Here is a 19,797-nt window from a genome sequence, read left to right as displayed (position 1 = left end):
GCCCGGCGGGGGAAACGGGGAGGATCCATGAGTACTACTGTGAACGCACACTTCGCCAAGCTCGATCAGGTCCGCGACGTCATCCACGGCGCGCGCAGCGAGGTGGTCCTGGTGCTGCGGAAGACCGATCAGGACCCGCACCGGCGCGTCGAGGTCGCAGCGGCCAGGAACGTCGCCGACCGCGGCGTCGGCGTCCGGATCTACCTGACCCGGTCGGAGCAGCTCCCCGGCGCGGTGTCCGCCGCCACGAGTGCCTTTCCCTGGCCGCGCGTGGAGTTGGTGGAGACCGACGCGGCGCTGCCCCGGCTCGCGGTGGTCGACCAGCGCACCATCATGCTGCCGCAGGCCGGGGAGGACTACCAGGACGGGGCGCTGATCGCCACCGGACTCAGCATCATCCCGCTGGTGGTCTGGGCGGTCAGCGCGGCCGGGGCCAGGGAGGCACAGCACCTGGGCCACGGAGCGGAGTCGGACATCCTGGACGCCGCGGCCGGCGAGGTGCTGCACCAGATGGCGCTCGGCCTCAAGGACGACACCGCCGCGCGCAACGTCGGCGTGTCGTTGCGGACCTATCGGCGCACCGTCGCCCAGTTGATGGACCGGCTGAACGCGCGCAGCCGGTTCCAGGCCGGCTACCAGGCCGCCCAGCTCGGCCTCCAGGGGCCGGGCGGACTTCCGCCGCAGAGCTGGGCCCGTGCCTCGGACCTGCGGAGCGTCGCCGCAGCCGACGACCTGCTGCCGTGCTGACCGACTGACCTGACGGACCGTCCTCCGGGTTCCGGCCCGTCCGTCGGCGGGCCCTGGCAGGAAATGGCCAGGGCCCGGTGCGCCCCCTCGGTGCGTGGTTAGCCTCACGGGCCGTGGGCGCTGCGCGTTCCGCACCTCGCGTGCACAGCACATCCCCGTCGCTCGGCGACGGCTCTCGGCTCCCGTGCATCGGCAATCTGAAAGGGACGGACCCATGTCCACTCGGCACCGCGGCTTCGAAGACCAGACGCTCTCCGCCGCGGCTCCCGGCGCGCCGGAGCGCACTACGACCTTCGCGGCAGGTGACGGTGACGGATTCTGGCGCGCGCACCTGCGCGGGCTGCCGCCGGAGATTGCGGTGCCGGCGGACCGGCCGCGCCCGCCGGGCGAGCACGGGGGTGTGGACGTCGTGCCGTTCGAAGTGCCGGCCGAGGCGTGGGGCGCGCTGGAGCGGCTGGCACGTGAGGCCGACGCGGAACCGGCCGATGTGGTGCACGCCGGATTCGCCGCGGTGCTCGCGCGGCTGGGTGCCGGGTACGACCTGCCGGTCGGGCGGCAGGACGCGGCCGGGGACGTCACGGTCCTGCGCACGGATGTCTCCGGGGACCCTTCGTTCCGTCGGCTGCTCGACCTGGTGCGTGCCGAGCGCTTGGCCGTGGAGCCGCACCGGGACGTGCCGTTCGGGCGGATTGTCTCGGCTCTCGGGGCCGAGGCCGCGCCGGGGCGTCACCCGCTGGTCCAGGTCGCCGTCCAGTGCGCGGAGGCAGAGGCGGGCACGGGCTCGGGTGCGCGCGCCCAGGCGCTGGACTTGCTGGTGTCCATGACCCCGGATGAGAACCCGACCGCTGCCCCGGACGCGCGTCTGGAGTTCGCCGTCGCGCTGTTCGACCGGGCCACCGCCGTGCGCTACGCGCAGTACCTGGTCCGGGTGTTGACCCAGGCCGCCGCAGCACCGCAGACGCGCCTCGGCGAGCTGGACCTGCTCGGCGACGACGGCCGACAGCTCCTGCTGGAGGAGTGGAACGCGACCGAGACGCCGCTGCCCGCCTCCGAGACCCTCGTCGAGCTCCTGGAGAGCCGGGCCTCGGCCACGCCCACAGCGATCGCCCTGGCCTTCGGCGAGGTCGAGCTCAGCTACGGCGAGTTGGACGCGCGGGCCAACCGGCTGGCCCGGCACCTGGTCGGGCTGGGCGTGGGCCCGGAGCAGATCGTTCCCGTCGTGCTCGAGCGCGGCATCGACCTGATCACCGCGCTTCTGGCGGTGCTGAAGGCGGGCGGCGCCTACCTGCCGATCGACGACCGCTACCCCGCCGAACGCATGGCGTACCTGGTCCAGGACTCGGGGGCCCGCTTCGTGCTCAGCTCCGGCGCCTGCGCTGCGCAGCTGCGGCGCGCGGAGGGCGCGACCGTCGTCGGCCTCGACGACCCCGCGGTCGTCGAGGCCGTCGCGGCACTCGCCGACGCGCCGCTGGCGCAGCACGAGCGCGTCGCGGCGCTGGGTGGCCGGCACGCCGCGTACGTGATCTACACGTCTGGGTCGACAGGTGCGCCGAAGGGCGTAGTCGTGGAGCACGCGAACGCGCTGAACCTGGTGGCCGAGCGGCGTCCGGGGCTGGCGGCGGACAGCAGGATGCTGCAGTTCTCCTCGATCAGCTTCGACGTCGCGACGGCGGACATGCTGATGACGTTCGCCGCTGGAGGCCGGCTGGTCCTCGGCGGCGCCGAGGAGGTGGTGCCCGGCCAGGGCCTGGTCGAGCTGATCCGTCGGCACCGGGTCGACCACATGGTCGTGCCCGCGACCGTCCTCGGTGCCCTGGACCCCGCCGACCTGGGCGGCGTCTCCACGCTGCTGACCGCCGGTGAGGCGCTGGGCGCCGAGCAGGTGGCGGTCTGGGCGCGGGGCCGGCGGTTCATCAACGCCTACGGCCCGACCGAGAGCACGGTCTACGCGACCATGTCCGAGCCGCTCTCGCCGGACGATCCGCCCTCGATCGGCAGCCCGGATGCCAACATGAAGGCGTACGTGCTCGACGACCGACTGCAACCGGTGGTCCCGGGTGTGGTGGGTGAGCTGTACATCGCCGGCGCCGGCGTGGCCCGCGGTTATCTGGGGCGCGCCGGTCTGACCGCGGAGCGTTTCGTCGCCGACCCCTTCGCGGCCGACGGCACCCGGATGTACCGGTCCGGGGACCTGGTGCGGTGGTCGGCCGAGGGCCGGTTGCTGTATGTCGGCCGTGTGGACGACCAGGTGAAGATCCGCGGGTACCGGATCGAGCCCGGCGAGGTGCAGGCCGTGGTCGCTGAGCACCCGCGGGTCGGCCAGGCGGCGGTCGTGGTGCGGGAGGACGTGCCGGGCAACAAGCAGCTGGTGGCCTACGTGGTCGCCGCGCCGGCGGGCCCGGACGGGACCGCCGGCCCGGGAGGCGGGCGCGGACTCGACGCCGAGGTGCGGGACTTCGTCAGCGGACGGCTGCCGCGATTCATGGTGCCGTCCAAGGTCGTCGTGCTGGACCGGCTGCCCGTGACCGTGAACGGCAAACTCGACCGCAGTGCGCTGCCTGCACCCGAGCGCGGCCCCGCCGCGCCGGAGTCGCCGCAGGACCGGCCCGCGGTCGACGCCCGGCTGGAGGCGCTCTGCGCCCTGTTCGCCAAGCTGCTCGGTGTCGAACAGGTCGGGCCGGACGAGGCGTTCTTCGAGCTGGGCGGTCACTCGCTGATGGCGGCCCGGCTGATCAACCGGATCCGTGCCGAGTTCGGCAGTGAGCTGCCGTACGAGGCGATCTTCGAGGCCCAGACTCCCGCAGCGCTGCTCAAGCGGATGGACGGCGCCTCGGCGGCGCGTCCGCCCCTGGTCCGCGTCGCCGGCGAGGACCCGGTGCCGCTGTCGGCGGCGCAGAGCCGGCTGTGGTTCGTCGACCGCCTTCAGGAGGGTTCGTCACAGTACAACGCGCCGTTCCTGCTGCACCTGACCGGTGGGTTCGAGGTGGAGGCGCTGCGGTCGGCGCTCGCCGACGTGGTGGAGCGGCACGAGCCGCTGCGCACGGTCTTCCCCGAGGGCGAGGGACGGCCCTGCCAGCACGTCCTGCCGACGGAGTCGGCGACGCCGGCGTTCGAGGTCGAGCCGGTGGCCTCGACCGGGCACGTCGACTCCCTGATCCGCACCGAGGCCCGTACGCCGTTCGACCTGGCGACCGGGGCCCCGCTGCGGGTCCGACTGTTCCGGATCTCCGCGGACGAGCACGTCTTGATGCTGACGATGCATCACATCGCGGTCGATGGCTGGTCCTTCAGGCTGCTGATCCGCGACCTGCGGCAGGCCTACGAGGCGCGGGCGGGCGGCCGGGCACCGGGCTGGTCCGCCCCGGCGGTGCGCTACCGCGACTACACGCTCTGGCAGCGCGAACTGCTCGGGTCCGAGTCGGACCCGGAGAGCACGGTGTCCCGGCAGCTGGACTACTGGCGCGGGGCCCTCGACGGCCTGCCGGAGGAGCTGGCGCTGCCGGCGGACCGGCTGCGCCCGGCGAGCGCGTCGCATCGCGGTGGGTCGGTTCCGCTGTCGGTGGGGCCGGAGTTGCACGCGCGGCTGGTGGAGCTGGCCAGGGAGACGAACACCACGGTCTTCATGGTGCTGCAGGCGGCTGTGGCGGGCCTGTTGACGCGCCTGGGCGCAGGCACCGACATCCCCGTCGGCTCGCCGGTGGCCGGGCGCGGAGACGTCGCCCTGGACGACCTCGTCGGTTTCTTCCTCAACGTGCTGGTGCTGCGTACGGACACCTCCGGTGACCCGACCATGCGTGAGCTGCTGGCGCGGGTGCGCCGGACCGACCTGGCCGCCTTCGAGCACCAGGACGTCTCGTTCGAGCAGGTGGTCGAGGCGGTGAACCCGGTCCGTTCGCTGGCCCGCCACCCGTTGTTCCAGATCATGCTCGTGCTGGAGGAGCCCGGTGGCCGGGACTTCGAGCTGCCAGGAGTGACCGTGCGCGGCGAGCAACTCGACACCGGGACCAGCAAGTTCGACCTCGCCGTCACCATGTCCGAGCACACCGACGCGGCGGGTGCGCCGACCGGGCTCACCGGCCGGCTCGACTTCGCCCGCGACCTGTTCGAGACGCGGACCGCCGAGCTGCTGGCCGAGCGCCTGGGCGTGCTGCTCGCGGCAGTGGTGGCTCACCCCGACGCGCCGCTGTCGTCGGTGGACGTGTTCGTCGCCGGTGAACGCGAGCAGGTCACCGCGCAGTGGTGCGGCGAGCCGAAGGTACTGCCGCAGGCGACCCTGCCGGACCTGTTCGAGCATCAGGCGGCGGCCACTCCGGACCTTGTGGCCGTGCACGGGCCGGACGGCACCGTCACCTACCGCGAACTCGACGAGCGGAGCAACCGTCTGGCGCGGTTGCTGGCGGCCCGCGGCGCGGGGCCGGGCTCGCTGGTCGCGGTGGCGCTTGGCCGCGGCGTCGGACTGGCCACCGCGCTGCTGGCGATCCTCAAGGCCGGTGCGGGATACGTGCCGGTGGACACCTCCTTCCCGCGCGAGCGGGCCGTGGGCATCGTCGCGGACGCGGACGCCATGGCGGTGATCACCGACGCGGCCACCGCGGACCTGGTCGCCGGTCCGACCGCCCTGCTCCTCCTCGACGACGCCGGGCTTCAGGCGGAGCTGGCGGCGCTGCCCGCAGGCCCGTTCACGGACCCGGAGCGCCTGGCGCCCCTGACCGCAGAGACCCCCGCCTGCGTCGTCTACACCTCAGGCACCACCGGCAGGCCGAAGGGCGTGCTGCTGCCGAGCCGGACGCTCACCAACATGACGCGGTACGTGGGAGCTGTCCAGCCAGGTGCGGTCGGCGCGCGGGTGGCGCAGTTCGCCGCGATCGGCTTCGACGTCTCCGTCAAGGAGATGCTGACGACCCTCTTCTTCGGCAAGAGCCTGTGGGTGCCGACCGAGGAGACCCGCCTGGACCCTGCGCGCCTGGCCGCCTGGCTCGACCGGGAGGCGGTCGCGGAGTTCTCCGCGCCGGACTCGGTGCTGACGGCCGTGTACCAGGCCGCGGTGGAGCAGGGCCTGGAACTGCGCGCCCTGCTCCTCGCCAACCAGGGCGGCGAGCCGTTGCGGCTGACCCCGCTCAAGCGCCGCTTCCACCGCGAGCGGCCGTGGATACGGCTGCACAGCTCCTACGGACCCTCGGAGACACACGGGATCTTCCGTGCCTCGCTGCCGAAGGACGTGGACGCGTGGCCCGAGGACGCCCCGCTGCTGGGGTTCGCCAACTGGAACGCGGGCACGTACGTGCTCGACGAGCACCTCCAGCCGGTCCCGACGGGGGTGGTCGGCGAGCTGTACGTGGCCGGACCCCAGGTCGGGCACGGGTACATCGGCCGCCCTGAGCTGACCGCGGCCCGGTTCGTCGCCTGCCCGTTCCGTGGGGTCGGCGCCCGGATGTACCGGTCCGGCGACCTGGTGCGCCGGCGGGCCGACGGGAGCCTGGACTACGTCGGTCGCTCCGACGACCAGGTCAAGATCCGCGGCATCCGGGTCGAGCCCGGTGAGCTGAACGCCGTCATCGCCGCCCACCCGCAGGTCGCACAGGCCGCCACCGTCGCCAGGAAGGACCGGCTGGGCGACACCTGCTTGGTCGCCTATGTGGTCCCGGCCCCCGGCGATACCCCGTCCGCCGAGGAGTTGCGTCGCCACGTCGGCGCGAGCGTGCCGCAGGCCCTGGTGCCCTCGGCCTTCGTGCTGCTCGACACCCTGCCGACCACCACCAACGGCAAGCTCGACAAGCGCGCCCTGCCCGCGCCGGACCGCGACACCGTGTCCGGCCGGATGCCCAGCACCCCGCGCGAGCACGTCGTCTGTGGACTGTTCAGCGAACTCCTGCAGGTGGACAGCGTCGGCGTCGACAACGACTTCTTCCTGCTCGGCGGCAACTCCATGCTGGCGACCCGCCTGGTCAACCGGGTGCGCGGCCTGCTCGACGTGGACCTGCCGCTGCGTGCGATCTTCGAGGCGCCCACCCCCGCGGCACTCGCCCGGCGGGTCGACGAGGCCGGGCGGGCCCGTCCGCGGCTGCACGCCCGGCCGCGCCCCGAGCGGCTGCCGATGTCGTACGCGCAGCAGCGACTGTGGTTCATCGACCAGATGGAGGGCGCGAGTGCCGCCTACAACCTGCCGCTCTGCCACCGCATCACCGGTCCGCTGGACACCGAGGCGCTGAGCCTGGCCTGCCGCGACCTGGTGGAGCGGCACGAGAGCCTGCGCACCGTGCTGCGCGAGGTCGACGGGGTGCCGACGCAGGTCGTGCTGCCCGCCGGGGAGGTGGCCGTCCATTGGCTCGCCGCAGGGGCCGACCTCGACGCCTCGGTCCGCAGCGCGTGCGAGTACGTCTTCGACCTCGCGGGCGAACTGCCCGTCCGCTTCCTGCTGATCCCGCTGGAGGACGGCGACCACGTCTTCGTCGCGCTCTTCCACCACAGCGTCAGTGACGCCTGGTCGACGGGGCCGTTCAACGCCGACCTCGCGACGGCCTACGCCGCACGCCTCGGCGGCGAGCAGCCGCCATGGCAGCCGTTGCCGGTCCAGTACGCCGACTACGCGCTGTGGCAGCGGGAGGTGCTCGGCCGGGACGAGGACCCGGGCTCGGCCATGCGCCTCCAGCTCGACTACTGGCGCGCGGCCCTCGACGGCGTGCCGGCCGAGCTCGAACTGCCTACGGACCGGCCGCGGCCGGCGGTGCCGAGCCAGCGCGGGGGGTCGTTCGACGTCGAGCTCGGGACAGCGCTGCACGCGGGGTTGACCGACCTGGCGCGCGAGACCGGCTCGACCCTGTCGATGGTCATGCACGCCGCGCTCGCCGTAGTGCTCACCCGGGTCGGAGCGGGCAACGACATCCCGATCGGCACCCCGGTGACCGGGCGCACCGACGAGGCGCTGAACGAACTGATCGGCATGTTCATCAACACCCTGGTGCTGCGGGTGGACACCTCCGGCAACCCCACCTTCCAGGAGCTGCTCGGTCGGGCGCGGGAGGCGTGCCTGGGGGCTTACGCGCACCAGGACGTCCCGTTCGAACGAGTGGTGGAGGCGGTGAACCCGCCGCGCGCGGCGGGGCGCAACCCGCTGTTCCAGCTCATGATGGAGGTCACCACCACCAACAACGGCGGCTTGCAGCTCCAGGGCACGCGGTGTGCCCCGCTGGTCCCGGCACTGGAGTCGGAGAAGTTCGACCTGGAGCTGCAGTTCCGGGTCGCGGCGGCGCCCGGCGAGCCGGTGCGGTTCTCCGCGCATGTGGGCTACGCCCGGGACCTGTTCGACGACGGCACGGTCCGCGTCCTGATAGATCGGCTCGTCCGCGTGCTGGAGGCGGCGGTGACCGATCCGGGCCGCAGGCTCAGCGCGATCGAGGTGCTGGGTGCGGAGGAGCGGACCGCGCTGCTGGCCAAGGGCTCCGGGGCGGCGCCGGTGGTCGGCGGCATGCAGGCCGACTGCGTGCAGCAGGCGTTCCGGCGGCAGGCTCGGCTGACGCCCGACGCCGTGGCGGTGCGCTGCGGCGGACAGGGCCTGACCTACCGTGAGCTGGACGAGCGCTCGAACCGGTTGGCGCAGCGGCTGATCGCGGCCGGGGCGGGGCCGGAGGTCCCCGTCACCACGGGGCTGTCCCGGTCGCTGGAGATCCCGGTGGCGCTGCTGGCGGTGCTGAAGGCGGGTGCCTACTACGTCCCGCTGCACCACGCGGCGCCGACCGAGCGCAAGGCGGTGCTGCACCAGCAGGTCGGGGCCAGGATCCTGATCGCGGACCGGGTCATGGCCGGGCGCGGCCTGCCCGAGGCCGAGACGCTGCTGTGGGCGGACGACCCCGGGCTGCAGGAGGGCCCCGCGCCCGATCCAGGGATCGACGGCTTCGCAGGCCAGTTGGCCTACGTCATGTTCACCTCGGGGTCGACCGGTGCGCCCAAGGGCGTGGCGATCTCACACCGGGACGTGCTCGACCTGGTCGCCGACGCCTTGTTCGTGCCGGGGGACCACGACCGGGTGCTGCTGGTGGCGCCGTACGAGTTCGACCCCTCGACCTACGGCATCTGGCACCCGCTGCTGCACGGCCGGACGGTCGTGGTGGCCACCGAGGACGAGCTGACCGTCACCGGGCTGAGCAGGGTGCTGCGCGAGGAGCGGATCACCGCGGCCAACATCACCGCGGGCCTCTTCCGGGTGGTGGCGGAGGAGAACCCGACGGCCTTCTCCGGCATGCGGCTGGTGATCACCGGCGGCGACGTGAACTCGCCCTCGGCGCTGCGGCGGGCGCTCGACGCCTGCCCCGAGCTGGTGATCCGCGGCAACTACGGTCCGACGGAGGTCACCCTGTACGCCTCGTCGGCTCCGTGGCGCTCCGCGGCGGAGGTGCCGGCTCCGGTACCGATCGGACGGCCACTGGACGGGATGCGCGCCTACGTCCTGGACGAGGCGCTGTGCCTGGCGCCGACAGGGGCGGCAGGGGAGCTCTATCTGGCCGGGGCCGGGTTGGCGCGCGGCTACGTCGGCCGGCCCGACCTGAGCGCGGAGCGGTTCGTCGCCGATCCGTTCGGTCCGCCGGGCTCCCGGATGTACCGGACCGGGGACCTGGTGCGGTGGACGGAAGCGGGGTTGCTGGACTTCCTCGGCAGGTCCGACGACCAGGTGAAGATCCGTGGCTTCCGGATCGAGCCGGGCGAGATCGAGGCGGTGCTGGCGGGCGCCGAGGGCGTGCGGCAGATCAAGGTGCTGGCGCGCGCCGACCGGCCGGGCGGAGAAAGGTACCTGGTCGCCTACGTGATCGGTGAGGCGGGCTTCGACGCCGCGGCACTGGACGCCTTCGCCCGTGCCAGGCTGTCCGAGTACATGGTGCCCAGCGCCACGGTCGTGCTGGACCGCTTCCCGCTGACCGCCAACAACAAGGTGGACGTCAGGGCCCTGCCGGTCCCCAAGCGGGCCGTGGGCGAGCACCGCGTTCCGGCCACGCCCGCCGAGGCGGCGATATGCGACCTCTTCGCCGAGCTGCTCGACCTCGGGACGGTCGGCGCCGACGCGAACTTCTTCGAGCTCGGCGGCCACTCGCTGCTGGCCACCCGCCTGGTCAGCCGGATCCGCAGCGGGTTCGGCTGCGACCTCACCGTCCGCGACGTCTTCGAGGCGCCGACGCCCGCCGGCCTGGCGGGGCGCCTTGACGGCTCCGCGACGGGCTCCCGTCCGGCGCTGACGCTCAGGGACGGCGGCGCGGGTGAGGTCCCGCTCTCGCCGGCCCAGTGGCGGCTGTGGTTCCTCAGCCGGATGGAGGGGCGCTCCACCCTCTACGCGATGTCCCTCTCGGTTCGACTGCACGGGAAGTTGGACGCCGGCGCGCTGCGGGAGGCGCTCGGCGACCTGGTGCGCCGGCACGAGTCGCTGCGCACGGTCTTCCCCGAGCGCGACGGCGAGCCGTACCAGGCGGTGCTGCCGGTCGAGTCGGCCACGCCCCTCCTCGGGATCGAACCGGTGGCCTCCGAGGAGCAGCTCCAGGAGCTGCTGCAGGCCGACCGCAGGACCGGGTTCGACATCACCGTGGACGTTCCCTTCCGCGGCCGGCTGGTCCGGCTCTCGGACGACGAGCACGTCCTGCTGCTCACCATCAACCACATCGCGGCCGACGGCTTCTCCATGGGCCCGCTCGTGGCGGACCTGTACCGGGCCTACGAGGCGCGGACGGGCGGTGCCGCACCGGAGTGGTCCGCGCTCCCGGTGCAGTACCGGGACTACACGCTGTGGCAGCGCGAGTTGCTGGGGTCGGAGTCGGACCCGGAGAGCGTGGTCTCGGGGCAGCTGGATTACTGGCGCGGGGCCCTCGACGGCCTGCCGGAGGAGCTGGTGCTGCCGACGGACCGGCTGCGCCCGGCGAGCGCGTCGCATCGCGGTGGGTCGGTTCCGCTGTCGGTGGGGCCGGAGTTGCACGCGCGGCTGGTGGAGCTGGCCAGGGAGACGAACACCACGGTCTTCATGGTGCTGCAGGCGGCTGTGGCGGGCCTGTTGACGCGCCTGGGTGCGGGCACCGACATTCCCGTCGGCTCGCCGGTGGCCGGACGTATGGACGCGGCGCTGGACGACCTCGTCGGCTTCTTCGTCAACACGCTGGTGCTGCGCACGGACACCTCGGGCGACCCGACCATGCGCGAGCTGCTGGCCCGGGTGCGCCGGACGGACCTGACCGCATACGAGCACCAGGACGTCCCCTTCGAGCAGGTGGTAGAGGCGGTCAGCCCGGAGCGTTCGCTGGCGCGGCACCCGCTGTTCCAGGTCATGCTCCAGCTCGGGGTGAACACGGTGGGCGAGGACTTCGCGCTGCCGGGCCTCCGCGTCGCCACCAGGATGCTGGAGAACGAGACCTGCGCCTTCGACCTGCTGTTCACGTTCACCGAGTGGTACGACCCTGACGGCGCGGCGGCCGGACTCTCGGGTCGGCTCGACTTCGCCGCGGACCTGTTCGATCCGGGGACCGTGGAGCTGCTGGGCGAACGCCTGGGGCTGCTGCTGGCGAGTGCGGCGGCGGACCCGGACGCCCCGCTGTCGGCGGCGGACGTGTTCGTCGGCGGCGAGCGTGAGCAGGTCGTGTCGCCGTGGCCCGGCACGCCGAGGCAACTGCCGCAGGAGTCGCTCGCCGAACTGTTTGAGCGTCAGGTCGCCTCTGCGCCAGGTGTGGTGGCGCTGCACGGGGACGGGCAGTCGCTCACCTACGCGGAGCTGGACAGACGCGCCAACCGCCTGGCGCACCTGCTGCTGCAGCAGGGGGCGGGACCGGGCCGGCACGTCGCCACCGTGCTGCCGCGCGGAGTCGAGCTGGTGATCGCGTTCCTGGCGATCCTCAAGGCGGGTGCGGCGTATCTCGCGGTGGATCCGGACCATCCGCAGGAGCGGATCGACCACATGCTTGCGGACGCCGGTCCCGTGCTGGTGCTGACCGACAAGGCCACGGCCGCCGGTCCGGCCCTCGACGGTCAGCTGGTGGTACTCGATGGTGCAGGTGTGCTCCGGGAGTTGGCCGGATGCCCGGACCGCAGCCCGACCGATGCGGATCGTCCCGCGCGGCTGACGGCGGAGAGCCCGGCGTACCTCATCTACACCTCGGGCACCACCGGCCGTCCCAAGGGCGTGACCCTGCCCGCCCGCGTGCTGCTCAACCTGATGGCGTTCTTCACCGACCGGCACCCGGGTGAGGCGGGGGAGCGGGTCTCGCACCTCTCCGCCGTCGGCTTCGACGTCGCGGAGCACGAGATGCTCGCCGCCCTGCTCAACGGGCGGGGTCTGTGGATTGCGGACGAGGAGACCCGGCAGGACCCGGCGCGCCTGGCGGTATGGCTCGAGCGCGAGGCAGTCACCGAGTTCCACGCGACCGACATGGTGCTCACGGCGGTGTACCAGGCGGCGATCGAGCAGGGCCTGGAGCTGCGCGCCCTGCGCCACGTCCACCAGGCAGGCGAGGCGCTGCAGCTGAACCCGCTCAAGCGCAGGTTCCACCGGGAGCGACCGTGGTCGGCCCTGCACAGCAACTACGGCCCGTCCGAGACCCACGTCGTCACCACGCTCACCCTGCCGCAGAACGTGGACGAGTGGGGAGCGGGGGCTCCGCCGCTCGGGGCGGCGATCTGGAACACGGGCACCTTCGTGCTCGATGATCACCTGCGGCCGGTGCCCAACGGGGTGATCGGCGAGCTGTACCTGACCGGCCCCCAGGTCGGGCACGGGTATCTCGGCCGACCGGAACTGACGGCGGCACGGTTCGTGGCCTGCCCCTTCGGCGACGCCGGTGCGCGGATGTACCGGTCCGGCGACCTGGTGCGCCGGCGGGCCGACGGGAGCCTGGACTATCTCGGCCGCTCCGACGACCAGGTCAAGATCCGCGGGATCCGGGTCGAGCCCGGTGAGTTGGACGCCGTCGTCGTCGCGCACCCGCGGGTCGCGCAGGCCGCCACGGTCGCCAGGAAGGACCGGCTGGGCGACACCTGCCTGGTGTCGTACGTGGTCCCGGTCCCCGGCGAGGCCCCGTCGAGCGAGGAGTTGCGTCGCCATGTCGGCGCGAGCGTGCCGCAGGCCCTGGTGCCCTCGGCCTTCGTGCTGCTCGACGCGCTCCCGACCACCACCAACGGCAAGCTCGACAAGCGCGCCCTGCCCGCCCCCGACTACGCCGAAGCCGCGGCGGAGCGCCGGGCCCCGGTGAACCGGACCGAGGAGGTCCTCTGCGACCTGTTCGCGAAGACCCTGGGACTGCCCGAGGTCGGTCCTGACGACGACTTCTTCGCCATCGGCGGGCACTCCCTGCTCGCCACCCGGCTCATCACGCTGCTCCGTGCGGCGTTCCCGTGCGAGCTGTCCTTCCGTCTGGTGTTCGAGGCCCCGACGCCGGCCCTGCTGGCCGAACGGCTCGCTCCGGACGGGCAGGAGCACACCGCGCGGACACCCGCGCCGCAGGCTCGGCGCGCTGCGGCACGCGACGCACTCGGCGTCCTGCTGCCGCTGCGGGTGAGCGGGGACCGGCCACCGCTGTTCTGCGTGCACCCGGGCGTGGGCCTGAGCTGGTGCTACAGCGGGCTGCTCGCCCATCTGGACCGGGAGCAGCCGCTCTACGGTATCCAGGCGCGCCGGTTCAGCGACCCGGACGGTGGACCGGGCAGCTTCGAGGATCTGGTCGAGGACTACCTCGCCCAGATCCGCTCGGTCCAGGCGCACGGACCGTACCGGCTGCTGGGCTGGTCCTTCGGCGGCACCACCGCACATGCCCTCGCGGTGCGGCTGCGCGAGCAGGGCGAACAGGTCGAGTTCCTCGCCAGCCTGGACGGCTATCCGGCCAGGGGCCTGGGGGAGCCGATCTCCTACGACGACCCGCAGGTGTGGTCCGACCTCGTCCGCTCGATAGGGCACGACCCGCGCGAGCCGGACAGCCCCCTGGCCGGGATCGGCGAGCAGGCGATGGCCATGCTGCCCCAGGTGTTCGTGGACGTCCTCAACCTGCGCGGCCGGGGCGTGTCCGGCTTCTTCGACGGCGACCTGGTGGTGTTCGCGGCCACCGGCGGCAGGACCACCCCGCCGGACGTGGAGGCGTGGCGGCCGCACGTCTCGGGCCGCATCGAGACCTTCGAGACGACCGCGACGCACGGGGAGATGCTGGCAGCCGGACCGCTGGCCGGGATCGGCCGCGAGATCGCCCGTCGGCTCGACCTCCTGGAGAGGCGGGAGTAGCGCGCCCAGGGCCGTCCACGTCCGAACTCACGTCTGTACGAGCCGGTGAACCCCGAGGCGCACAGGCACCAGGTAGCGAATGGGAATGCGATGGAGATCGAGAGCATTGCGGTCGGCAGCACGCTCGCCGACCTGTTCGAGCGACAGGTGGCGCGCACGCCGGAGTCCATCGCGCTGGTCTGCGGGGCAAGGAGGTGGAGCTACCGGGAGCTCGACGGGCAGGCGAACCGCCTCGCGCGCGGGTTGATCGCCCGCGGGGTCGGGCCGGAGCGCCTGGTCGCGCTGGCGCTGCCGCGCGGGGCGGAGATGGTCCTCGCGGTACTCGCCGTCGCCAAGGCCGGCGCGGCGTTCCTGCCGCTCGACCTCGACTACCCCGAGGAGCGCCTCAACCTGGTGCTGGACGGCGCCCGTCCGATGGTCGTCCTGGTCTCGGCGCAGTGCGCGCTGCCGGAGTCCGTCGCCGGGCCCCGGCTGGTGCTCGACGACGCCCTGACGGCCGGGCCGGTGGACGTGCACCCGGCGCACCCTGTCACCGACGCCGAGCGGACCGGCCCGGTGCACCTGGACCAGACCGCGTACGTCATCTACACCTCGGGCTCCACGGGCCGGCCCAAGGGCGTCGTGGTCACCCACCGGGGCATCGCCAACCTCGACTGGGCGCACCGGAACCGCTACGGGGTGGACGCCTCCGCGGTGGTGCTCCAGCTCGCCTCGCCGGGCTTCGACGCGCTGGTGTCCGAACTCTGCATGGCGCTGCTGACGGGGGCCCGGCTCGTCGTCTCCGACGGCGAGCCGCTGGTCCCCGGGGAGGGCCTGACCGCCCTGGTGCGCGAGCACGGGGTCACCCATGTCACCGTCTCCCCGACGATGCTGACCGAGTTCGACGAGGCCGGGCTGCCCGGCGTCGGCACGCTCATCGTCGCTGGCGAGGCCTGCCCGCCCGAGACGGCGGCCCGCTGGTCGCGCGGCCGGACGATGGTCAATGCGTACGGGCCGACCGAGAGCACCGTGTGCGCCACCGCCTCGGCGCCGCTGGACGGTCGCGGCACGCCGGACATCGGCGGCCCGATCACCGACACGCAGGTCCACGTGCTCGACGAGAAGCTGCAGCCCGTCCCTGCGGGCACGGCGGGAGAGCTCTACCTGGCCGGCTCGGGCCTGGCCCGCGGCTACCTGGACCGGCCCGGCCTCACCTCCACCCGGTTCGTCGCCGACCCGTTCGCCGGACCCGGGTCACGCATGTACCGGACCGGTGACCTCGTGCGCCAGGACGACCAGGGGCAGCTCCACTTCGTCGGGCGCTCCGACGACCAGATCAAGATCCACGGCTTTCGGGTGGAGCCCGCCGAGATCGAGGCGGTCCTCGGCGGCATGGACCAGGTCGCGCACGCCGCCGTGGTCGTGCGGGAGGACACGCCGGGCGACCGGCGCCTGGTCGCCTACGTCGTGCCGTCCCCCGATGCGACCGTGCCACCGGACCCGGCGACCCTGCGCAGCCTCAGCGCCCGTTCGCTGCCGCCGCACATGGTCCCCACGGCCGTGGTGTGCCTGCCGTTCCTGCCGCGGACCCCGCACGGGAAGCTCGACCGCCGGGCGCTCCCGGCCCCGACCGAGGGCTCCGGCCGCGCGCCGGAAGGCGTCCACGAGGTGGCACTGGCCGCGCTCTTCGCCGAGCTCCTGGGCATCGAACCGGGCCGGGTGGAGGCGGGGACCGGCTTCTTCGAACTCGGCAACTCCCTGCTCGCGATCCGGCTCCTCGGCCGCCTCCGTAACGACTACGGCGTCGACCTGAAGATGCGTGACTTCTACGAGGCCCAGACCGTCGAGGCGCTCGCGAAGCGGCTGGAGACCGCGACGCAGCCGGCTCCCCGGCGACCGCTCGAACCGAGGGCGCGCGGCGCCGCGGATCCGGTGTCGTTCGCCCAGGAGCGTCTGTGGCTGCTCAACCTCTTCAACGGCGCCGGCGCGGAGTACAACATCCCCTTCGTCCACCGTGTCGTCGGTGACCTCGACGACACCGCCCTGGCCCTCGCCGTACGCGACGTCGTCCAGCGGCACGAGGCCCTGCGCACCGTGTTCCGCGAGGTCGACGACGCACCGGTGCAGCGTGTGCTCACGCCGGAGGAGGTGGAGGCGGGCGCGGTCTTCGCGTCGGTACGCGTGGAGCCGGACCGCCTGCAGGCGAAGATCGACGAACTGTGCGCGTACCCCTTCGACCTGGAGCGCGGCCCGGCTCTTCTGGTGCGGCTGCTGCGCCTCGGCCCGACCGAGGCCGTGCTGGTCGTCGTCGTGCACCACATCGCCTTCGACGGCTGGTCCGCGGGGCCGTTGTTCTGCGACCTCTCCGACGCCTACACGGCCCGTGCCGCGGGGCGTGCCCCGACCTGGGAGCCGCTCCCGGTCCAGTACGCCGACTTCGCCCACTGGCAGCGGGAGAGTCTGGGCTCGCCGAACGACGCACAGAGCTTGTCCTCCCGGCAGGCCGCCTTCTGGCGCGAGGCCCTCGCCGGACTGCCCGCCGAGGTCCTGCCGCCGACCGACCGCGCCAGGCCGCAGGCACCCAGCCGCCGCGCCGACACCGTCGACTTCACCCTGCCGGCGACGCTCTGCACCGCGCTCGAGCGGTTCGGCCGGCTGGAGGACGCGTCCTTCTTCATGGCGGTGCAGACCGCGGTTGCGGTGACGCTCGCCCGGCTCGGGGCGGGGGAGGACATCCCCCTCGGCATGCTCGTCGCGGGACGTTCCGAGCCGGTCCTCGACGACGTGGTCGGCTTCTTCGTCAACACACTCGTCCTGCGCAGCGACCTGTCGGGCGGGCCGAGCCTGCGCGAGGTGCTGCGCCGGGTGCGCGGGACCGACCTGGCCGCCTTCGCCCACCAGGACGTGCCGTTCGACCGTGTGGTGACCGCGTTGCGGCCGCCGCGGCAGGCCGGTCGCAACCCGCTGTTCCAGTTCATGCTCGTCTACCAGGACGGCAGCGGCGAACCGCTGTGCCTCGGCGACACCGCCTGCGAATCGCTCCAGGTGCACGCTGCGCGGGTGAAGTTCGACGTGCTGCTCTGCCTGAGGAGGACCACGGACGGTGGGATGTCCGGGTACTTCGAGTTCGCCACCGACCTCTACGACCGGGCCACGGTGGAGGGGTGGTGCGAACGTCTGGAACAGGTGGTCGCGGACGCCGGAAGGGGGCCCGACGCCCCCGCACTCGGTTGATCCCCGCCGGCCCGGTCCCGGTGCGGCCGGACTGGCAGCTAATGGCCAACCGGGCCGGGGTGCGACCCGCCCTGAATACCGTCAAGCGACGGCGAGGGCCGGCCCCGGCCGGTCGCAACGACCTCTTAAGGAAGACTCTTCAGTGAAGCAGCCGGACAAGCCAAGGATTCACCACATCGGTGTGCAGGCCGCCGATCTGGACAACTGCCTCCGCTGGTACCAGGACTTCTTCGGGGCGGAGCGGAAGTGGGAGCTGGACCGGTTCTCCCCGCTCACGCTCAGCCGCCTGCCGGGGATCGGCCGTCTGGTCGAGATCGGTGTCGGCGACCTGCGTTTCCACCTGTTCGACCGGGCGGACCACACCGGCCGGCAGCCGGATCCGGTCGGTGTCCAGTTCCAGCACGTCTGCCTCCAGGTCGACTCGCCCGAGGAGCTCGGGGCGGTCCGCCGTCGCTGGACGGAGCTGCACGCGTCCGGGCGCTACTCCTTCGCGCGGCCGGACCTGCCGACGGACATCGTGGTCGACGACGACGGCGTCCGGAGCCTCTACCTCTACGACGTCAACGGCCTGGAATACGAGTTCACCCACATCCCGGACGGCCCGCGATGAACCGTGGCGGCACCGAGGAACGCGTCACCGACCCGTGGGCCGGCACCTGGGACTACGGAGACTTCCCCTACGGTCTGGAACTGCTGACGCTGCCGCCGATCGGCCACGCCTCCGCAGCCGACCCCGGGCTGCCCTGCCTCCTGCCGGACTGCGACCCGGGCGTCGTGCTGCCCCGACTGCGCCCGCTCGCCGCGGGGGGCGCGCCGCCCGGTACCGGTGCCGGCGACGCCGAGCCGACGGTCGATCAGCTGTACTGGTTCCGTTGGATCACCGGGCACCAGACCACCTTCCTGATCTGGCGTCTCATGGGCCGGATCCTTGACCGGCACAGCGTGGCGGAGCCACTGGACGACGACGCGCTGGCCCGCCTGACGACCTTCGTCCGCGGCTACTGCGCGATGCTGCTCTACACGGGGTCGTGCCCGCGCGCGGTGTACCAGGACCTGATCCGCCCGCGGATGTTCCTCCAGCACCGCAGTTTCAGCGGCACCTGGTCGCCCGACTACGCGCCCGTCCGGGGCGTCTTCAGGGGACGCGGTCCGGTCCTCACGAACTCTCCGGCAGCCGCCGAACTCGCGCGTGCCGTGGACCTCCACCGGACCATTCACGAGGGCATAGCCGCCCGGTTGGTTCCCGAGGGTGAGTCGCTGCTGCAGCAGGCGATCGAGCAGGTCGCGGTCCGACCGTCGCCGCGCACGGCCCTGCTGTACGACAACTTCTTCCTGACCATGCGCGCCGACGTGGGCGAGCGTGAACTCACCGCTCAACTGCTCCGCCGCCTGCTCCCGGTGGCCCTTGACCTGGAACAGCACGGTCTCCACCCCGGCGGCCTGCCGGACGCGGAGCGGCCGCAGCACCTGCGCGACCCGGCTGTGACCCGGTGCGAGGAGCAGGTCGGCCAGGTGCTCCACCAGGTCGGCGAGGCGGCGGTCGACGCGACGAGGCTCGCCGCCCGGGCCTGAAGGACAGCATGCGGTGGCGAGTCTGCGCCCCGAGGAAGGAAGCCATGTCATCCCCGACTTTCCGTCAGATCACGGTCCTGCCCGGTGTCTGGGCGTCACCCGGTCTCCTGGACCGGCTCCGGGCGCTGAGCGAACGACCGCCGCTCGTCCTGTGCGAGTGGCCGGGCGGGGCCTCCGCCCTCGACCGCACGGACGCCCTGCTCGCCGGCTGGAAGGACGTCCTCGGTGCGGAACAGCTGCGCCGGCTGCCCGAGTTGCGGTACGTCGGCCTGCGGGCGACGTCGACCGCCCGGGTCGACGAGGACTACACACGGGCCAACGGCATCGCGGTGTCAGGCATCCACCACTACGGGGACACCGGCACGGTCGAGTTCGTCGTCGAGGAGCTGCTCGGACACGTGCGCCACAGAGGTGAGTCCCGTGGTGAGCTCGCAGGACGCCGCCTCGGACTCGTCGGCTACGGAGCGGTCGCCCGCGGGGTCGGCCGGGTCGCCACCGCGCTGGGCATGGACGTCCGGTTCCACACCCCGACGCCCCGCGAGTCGTCGGCCGGCGAACCACAGTGGGCCCCGCTGCGGGAGCTGCTCACCGGCGCGGACCTCCTGTCCTTCCACTCGCCCGCCTATCAGCACGTGGTCACCCTGGAGGAGCTGCGGCTCGTTCCACCGACGGCGTTCGTGGTCATGACGACGCTCGGTCTGCCCATGAGCGAGGCCGATCTGACGGCCTGGCAGTCGGGACGCCCCGGCGGCGTGGTGATGGACCTGTGCACGGCCAGTGGCTCCGCGCGGGACGTCCTCGACCTGCCCGGCATCCAGGTGCGTGACCTCTATGCGGCACGCACCGTCGAGTCCGTCCGGCGGGCCGAGGACCAGGTAGTCGACAACATCCTCGCCGCCCTGGGGTGACCCACCCCACGCGCGTATCGCGCTGCGCCGCGGGCCCCCGGGGGGGGGGGCCCCGGGGGGGGGGGCCGCCCCCCCCCCGGGGGGGGGGGGGGGCCCCCCCGGGGGGGCGGGGGTTGTGGGGAAAAG

6 protein-coding genes are annotated in these 19,797 nt (G+C 73.0%); all 6 read left to right on the top strand.

The window, feature by feature from the left end:
- The first annotated feature begins 27 nt into the window (after positions 1–27).
- Positions 28–747, top strand: coding sequence for a hypothetical protein (locus ABH931_RS32790; RefSeq protein WP_370121566.1), 720 nt, complete (start codon positions 28–30; stop codon positions 745–747).
- Between the two features lie 214 nt (positions 748–961).
- A complete protein-coding gene (locus tag ABH931_RS32785) occupies positions 962–13,978 on the top strand; it encodes an amino acid adenylation domain-containing protein (RefSeq protein WP_370121563.1) in 13,017 nt (4,338 codons plus the stop codon).
- Positions 13,979–14,068: 90 nt separating this feature from the next.
- Complete coding sequence (locus tag ABH931_RS32780) at positions 14,069–17,191, top strand: amino acid adenylation domain-containing protein (RefSeq protein ID WP_370121560.1); 3,123 nt, start codon at positions 14,069–14,071, stop codon at positions 17,189–17,191.
- Positions 17,192–17,333: 142 nt separating this feature from the next.
- Entirely contained in the window at positions 17,334–17,801 is a 468-nt protein-coding gene (locus ABH931_RS32775) for a VOC family protein (protein WP_370121557.1), read from the top strand.
- Positions 17,798–18,763, top strand: a complete 966-nt coding sequence (locus ABH931_RS32770; RefSeq protein ID WP_370121554.1) for an L-tyrosine 3-hydroxylase — start codon at positions 17,798–17,800, stop codon at positions 18,761–18,763. Before ABH931_RS32775 ends, ABH931_RS32770 begins: the two co-directional genes overlap by 4 nt.
- 44 nt (positions 18,764–18,807) lie before the next feature.
- The gene (locus ABH931_RS32765) at positions 18,808–19,671 is read left to right on the top strand and encodes an NAD(P)-dependent oxidoreductase (RefSeq protein WP_370121551.1); all 864 of its coding nucleotides are present in this window, start codon (positions 18,808–18,810) and stop codon (positions 19,669–19,671) included.
- Positions 19,672–19,797 lie beyond the last annotated feature (126 nt).

It is taken from the genome of Streptacidiphilus sp. MAP12-33 (assembly GCF_041261265.1).
GTDB lineage: Bacteria > Actinomycetota > Actinomycetes > Streptomycetales > Streptomycetaceae > Streptacidiphilus.
The sequence above is the reverse complement of the archived record's forward strand: the minus strand, read 5'-3'. Positions and strand labels throughout refer to the sequence as shown.

Coding starts and splice junctions, on each gene's coding strand:
- ABH931_RS32765 (WP_370121551.1), top strand. CDS start 18,808: ATGTCATCCCCGACTTTCCGTCAGATCACGGTCCTGCCCGGTGTCTGG.
- ABH931_RS32770 (WP_370121554.1), top strand. CDS start 17,798: ATGAACCGTGGCGGCACCGAGGAACGCGTCACCGACCCGTGGGCCGGC.
- ABH931_RS32785 (WP_370121563.1), top strand. CDS start 962: ATGTCCACTCGGCACCGCGGCTTCGAAGACCAGACGCTCTCCGCCGCG.
- ABH931_RS32780 (WP_370121560.1), top strand. CDS start 14,069: ATGGAGATCGAGAGCATTGCGGTCGGCAGCACGCTCGCCGACCTGTTC.
- ABH931_RS32790 (WP_370121566.1), top strand. CDS start 28: ATGAGTACTACTGTGAACGCACACTTCGCCAAGCTCGATCAGGTCCGC.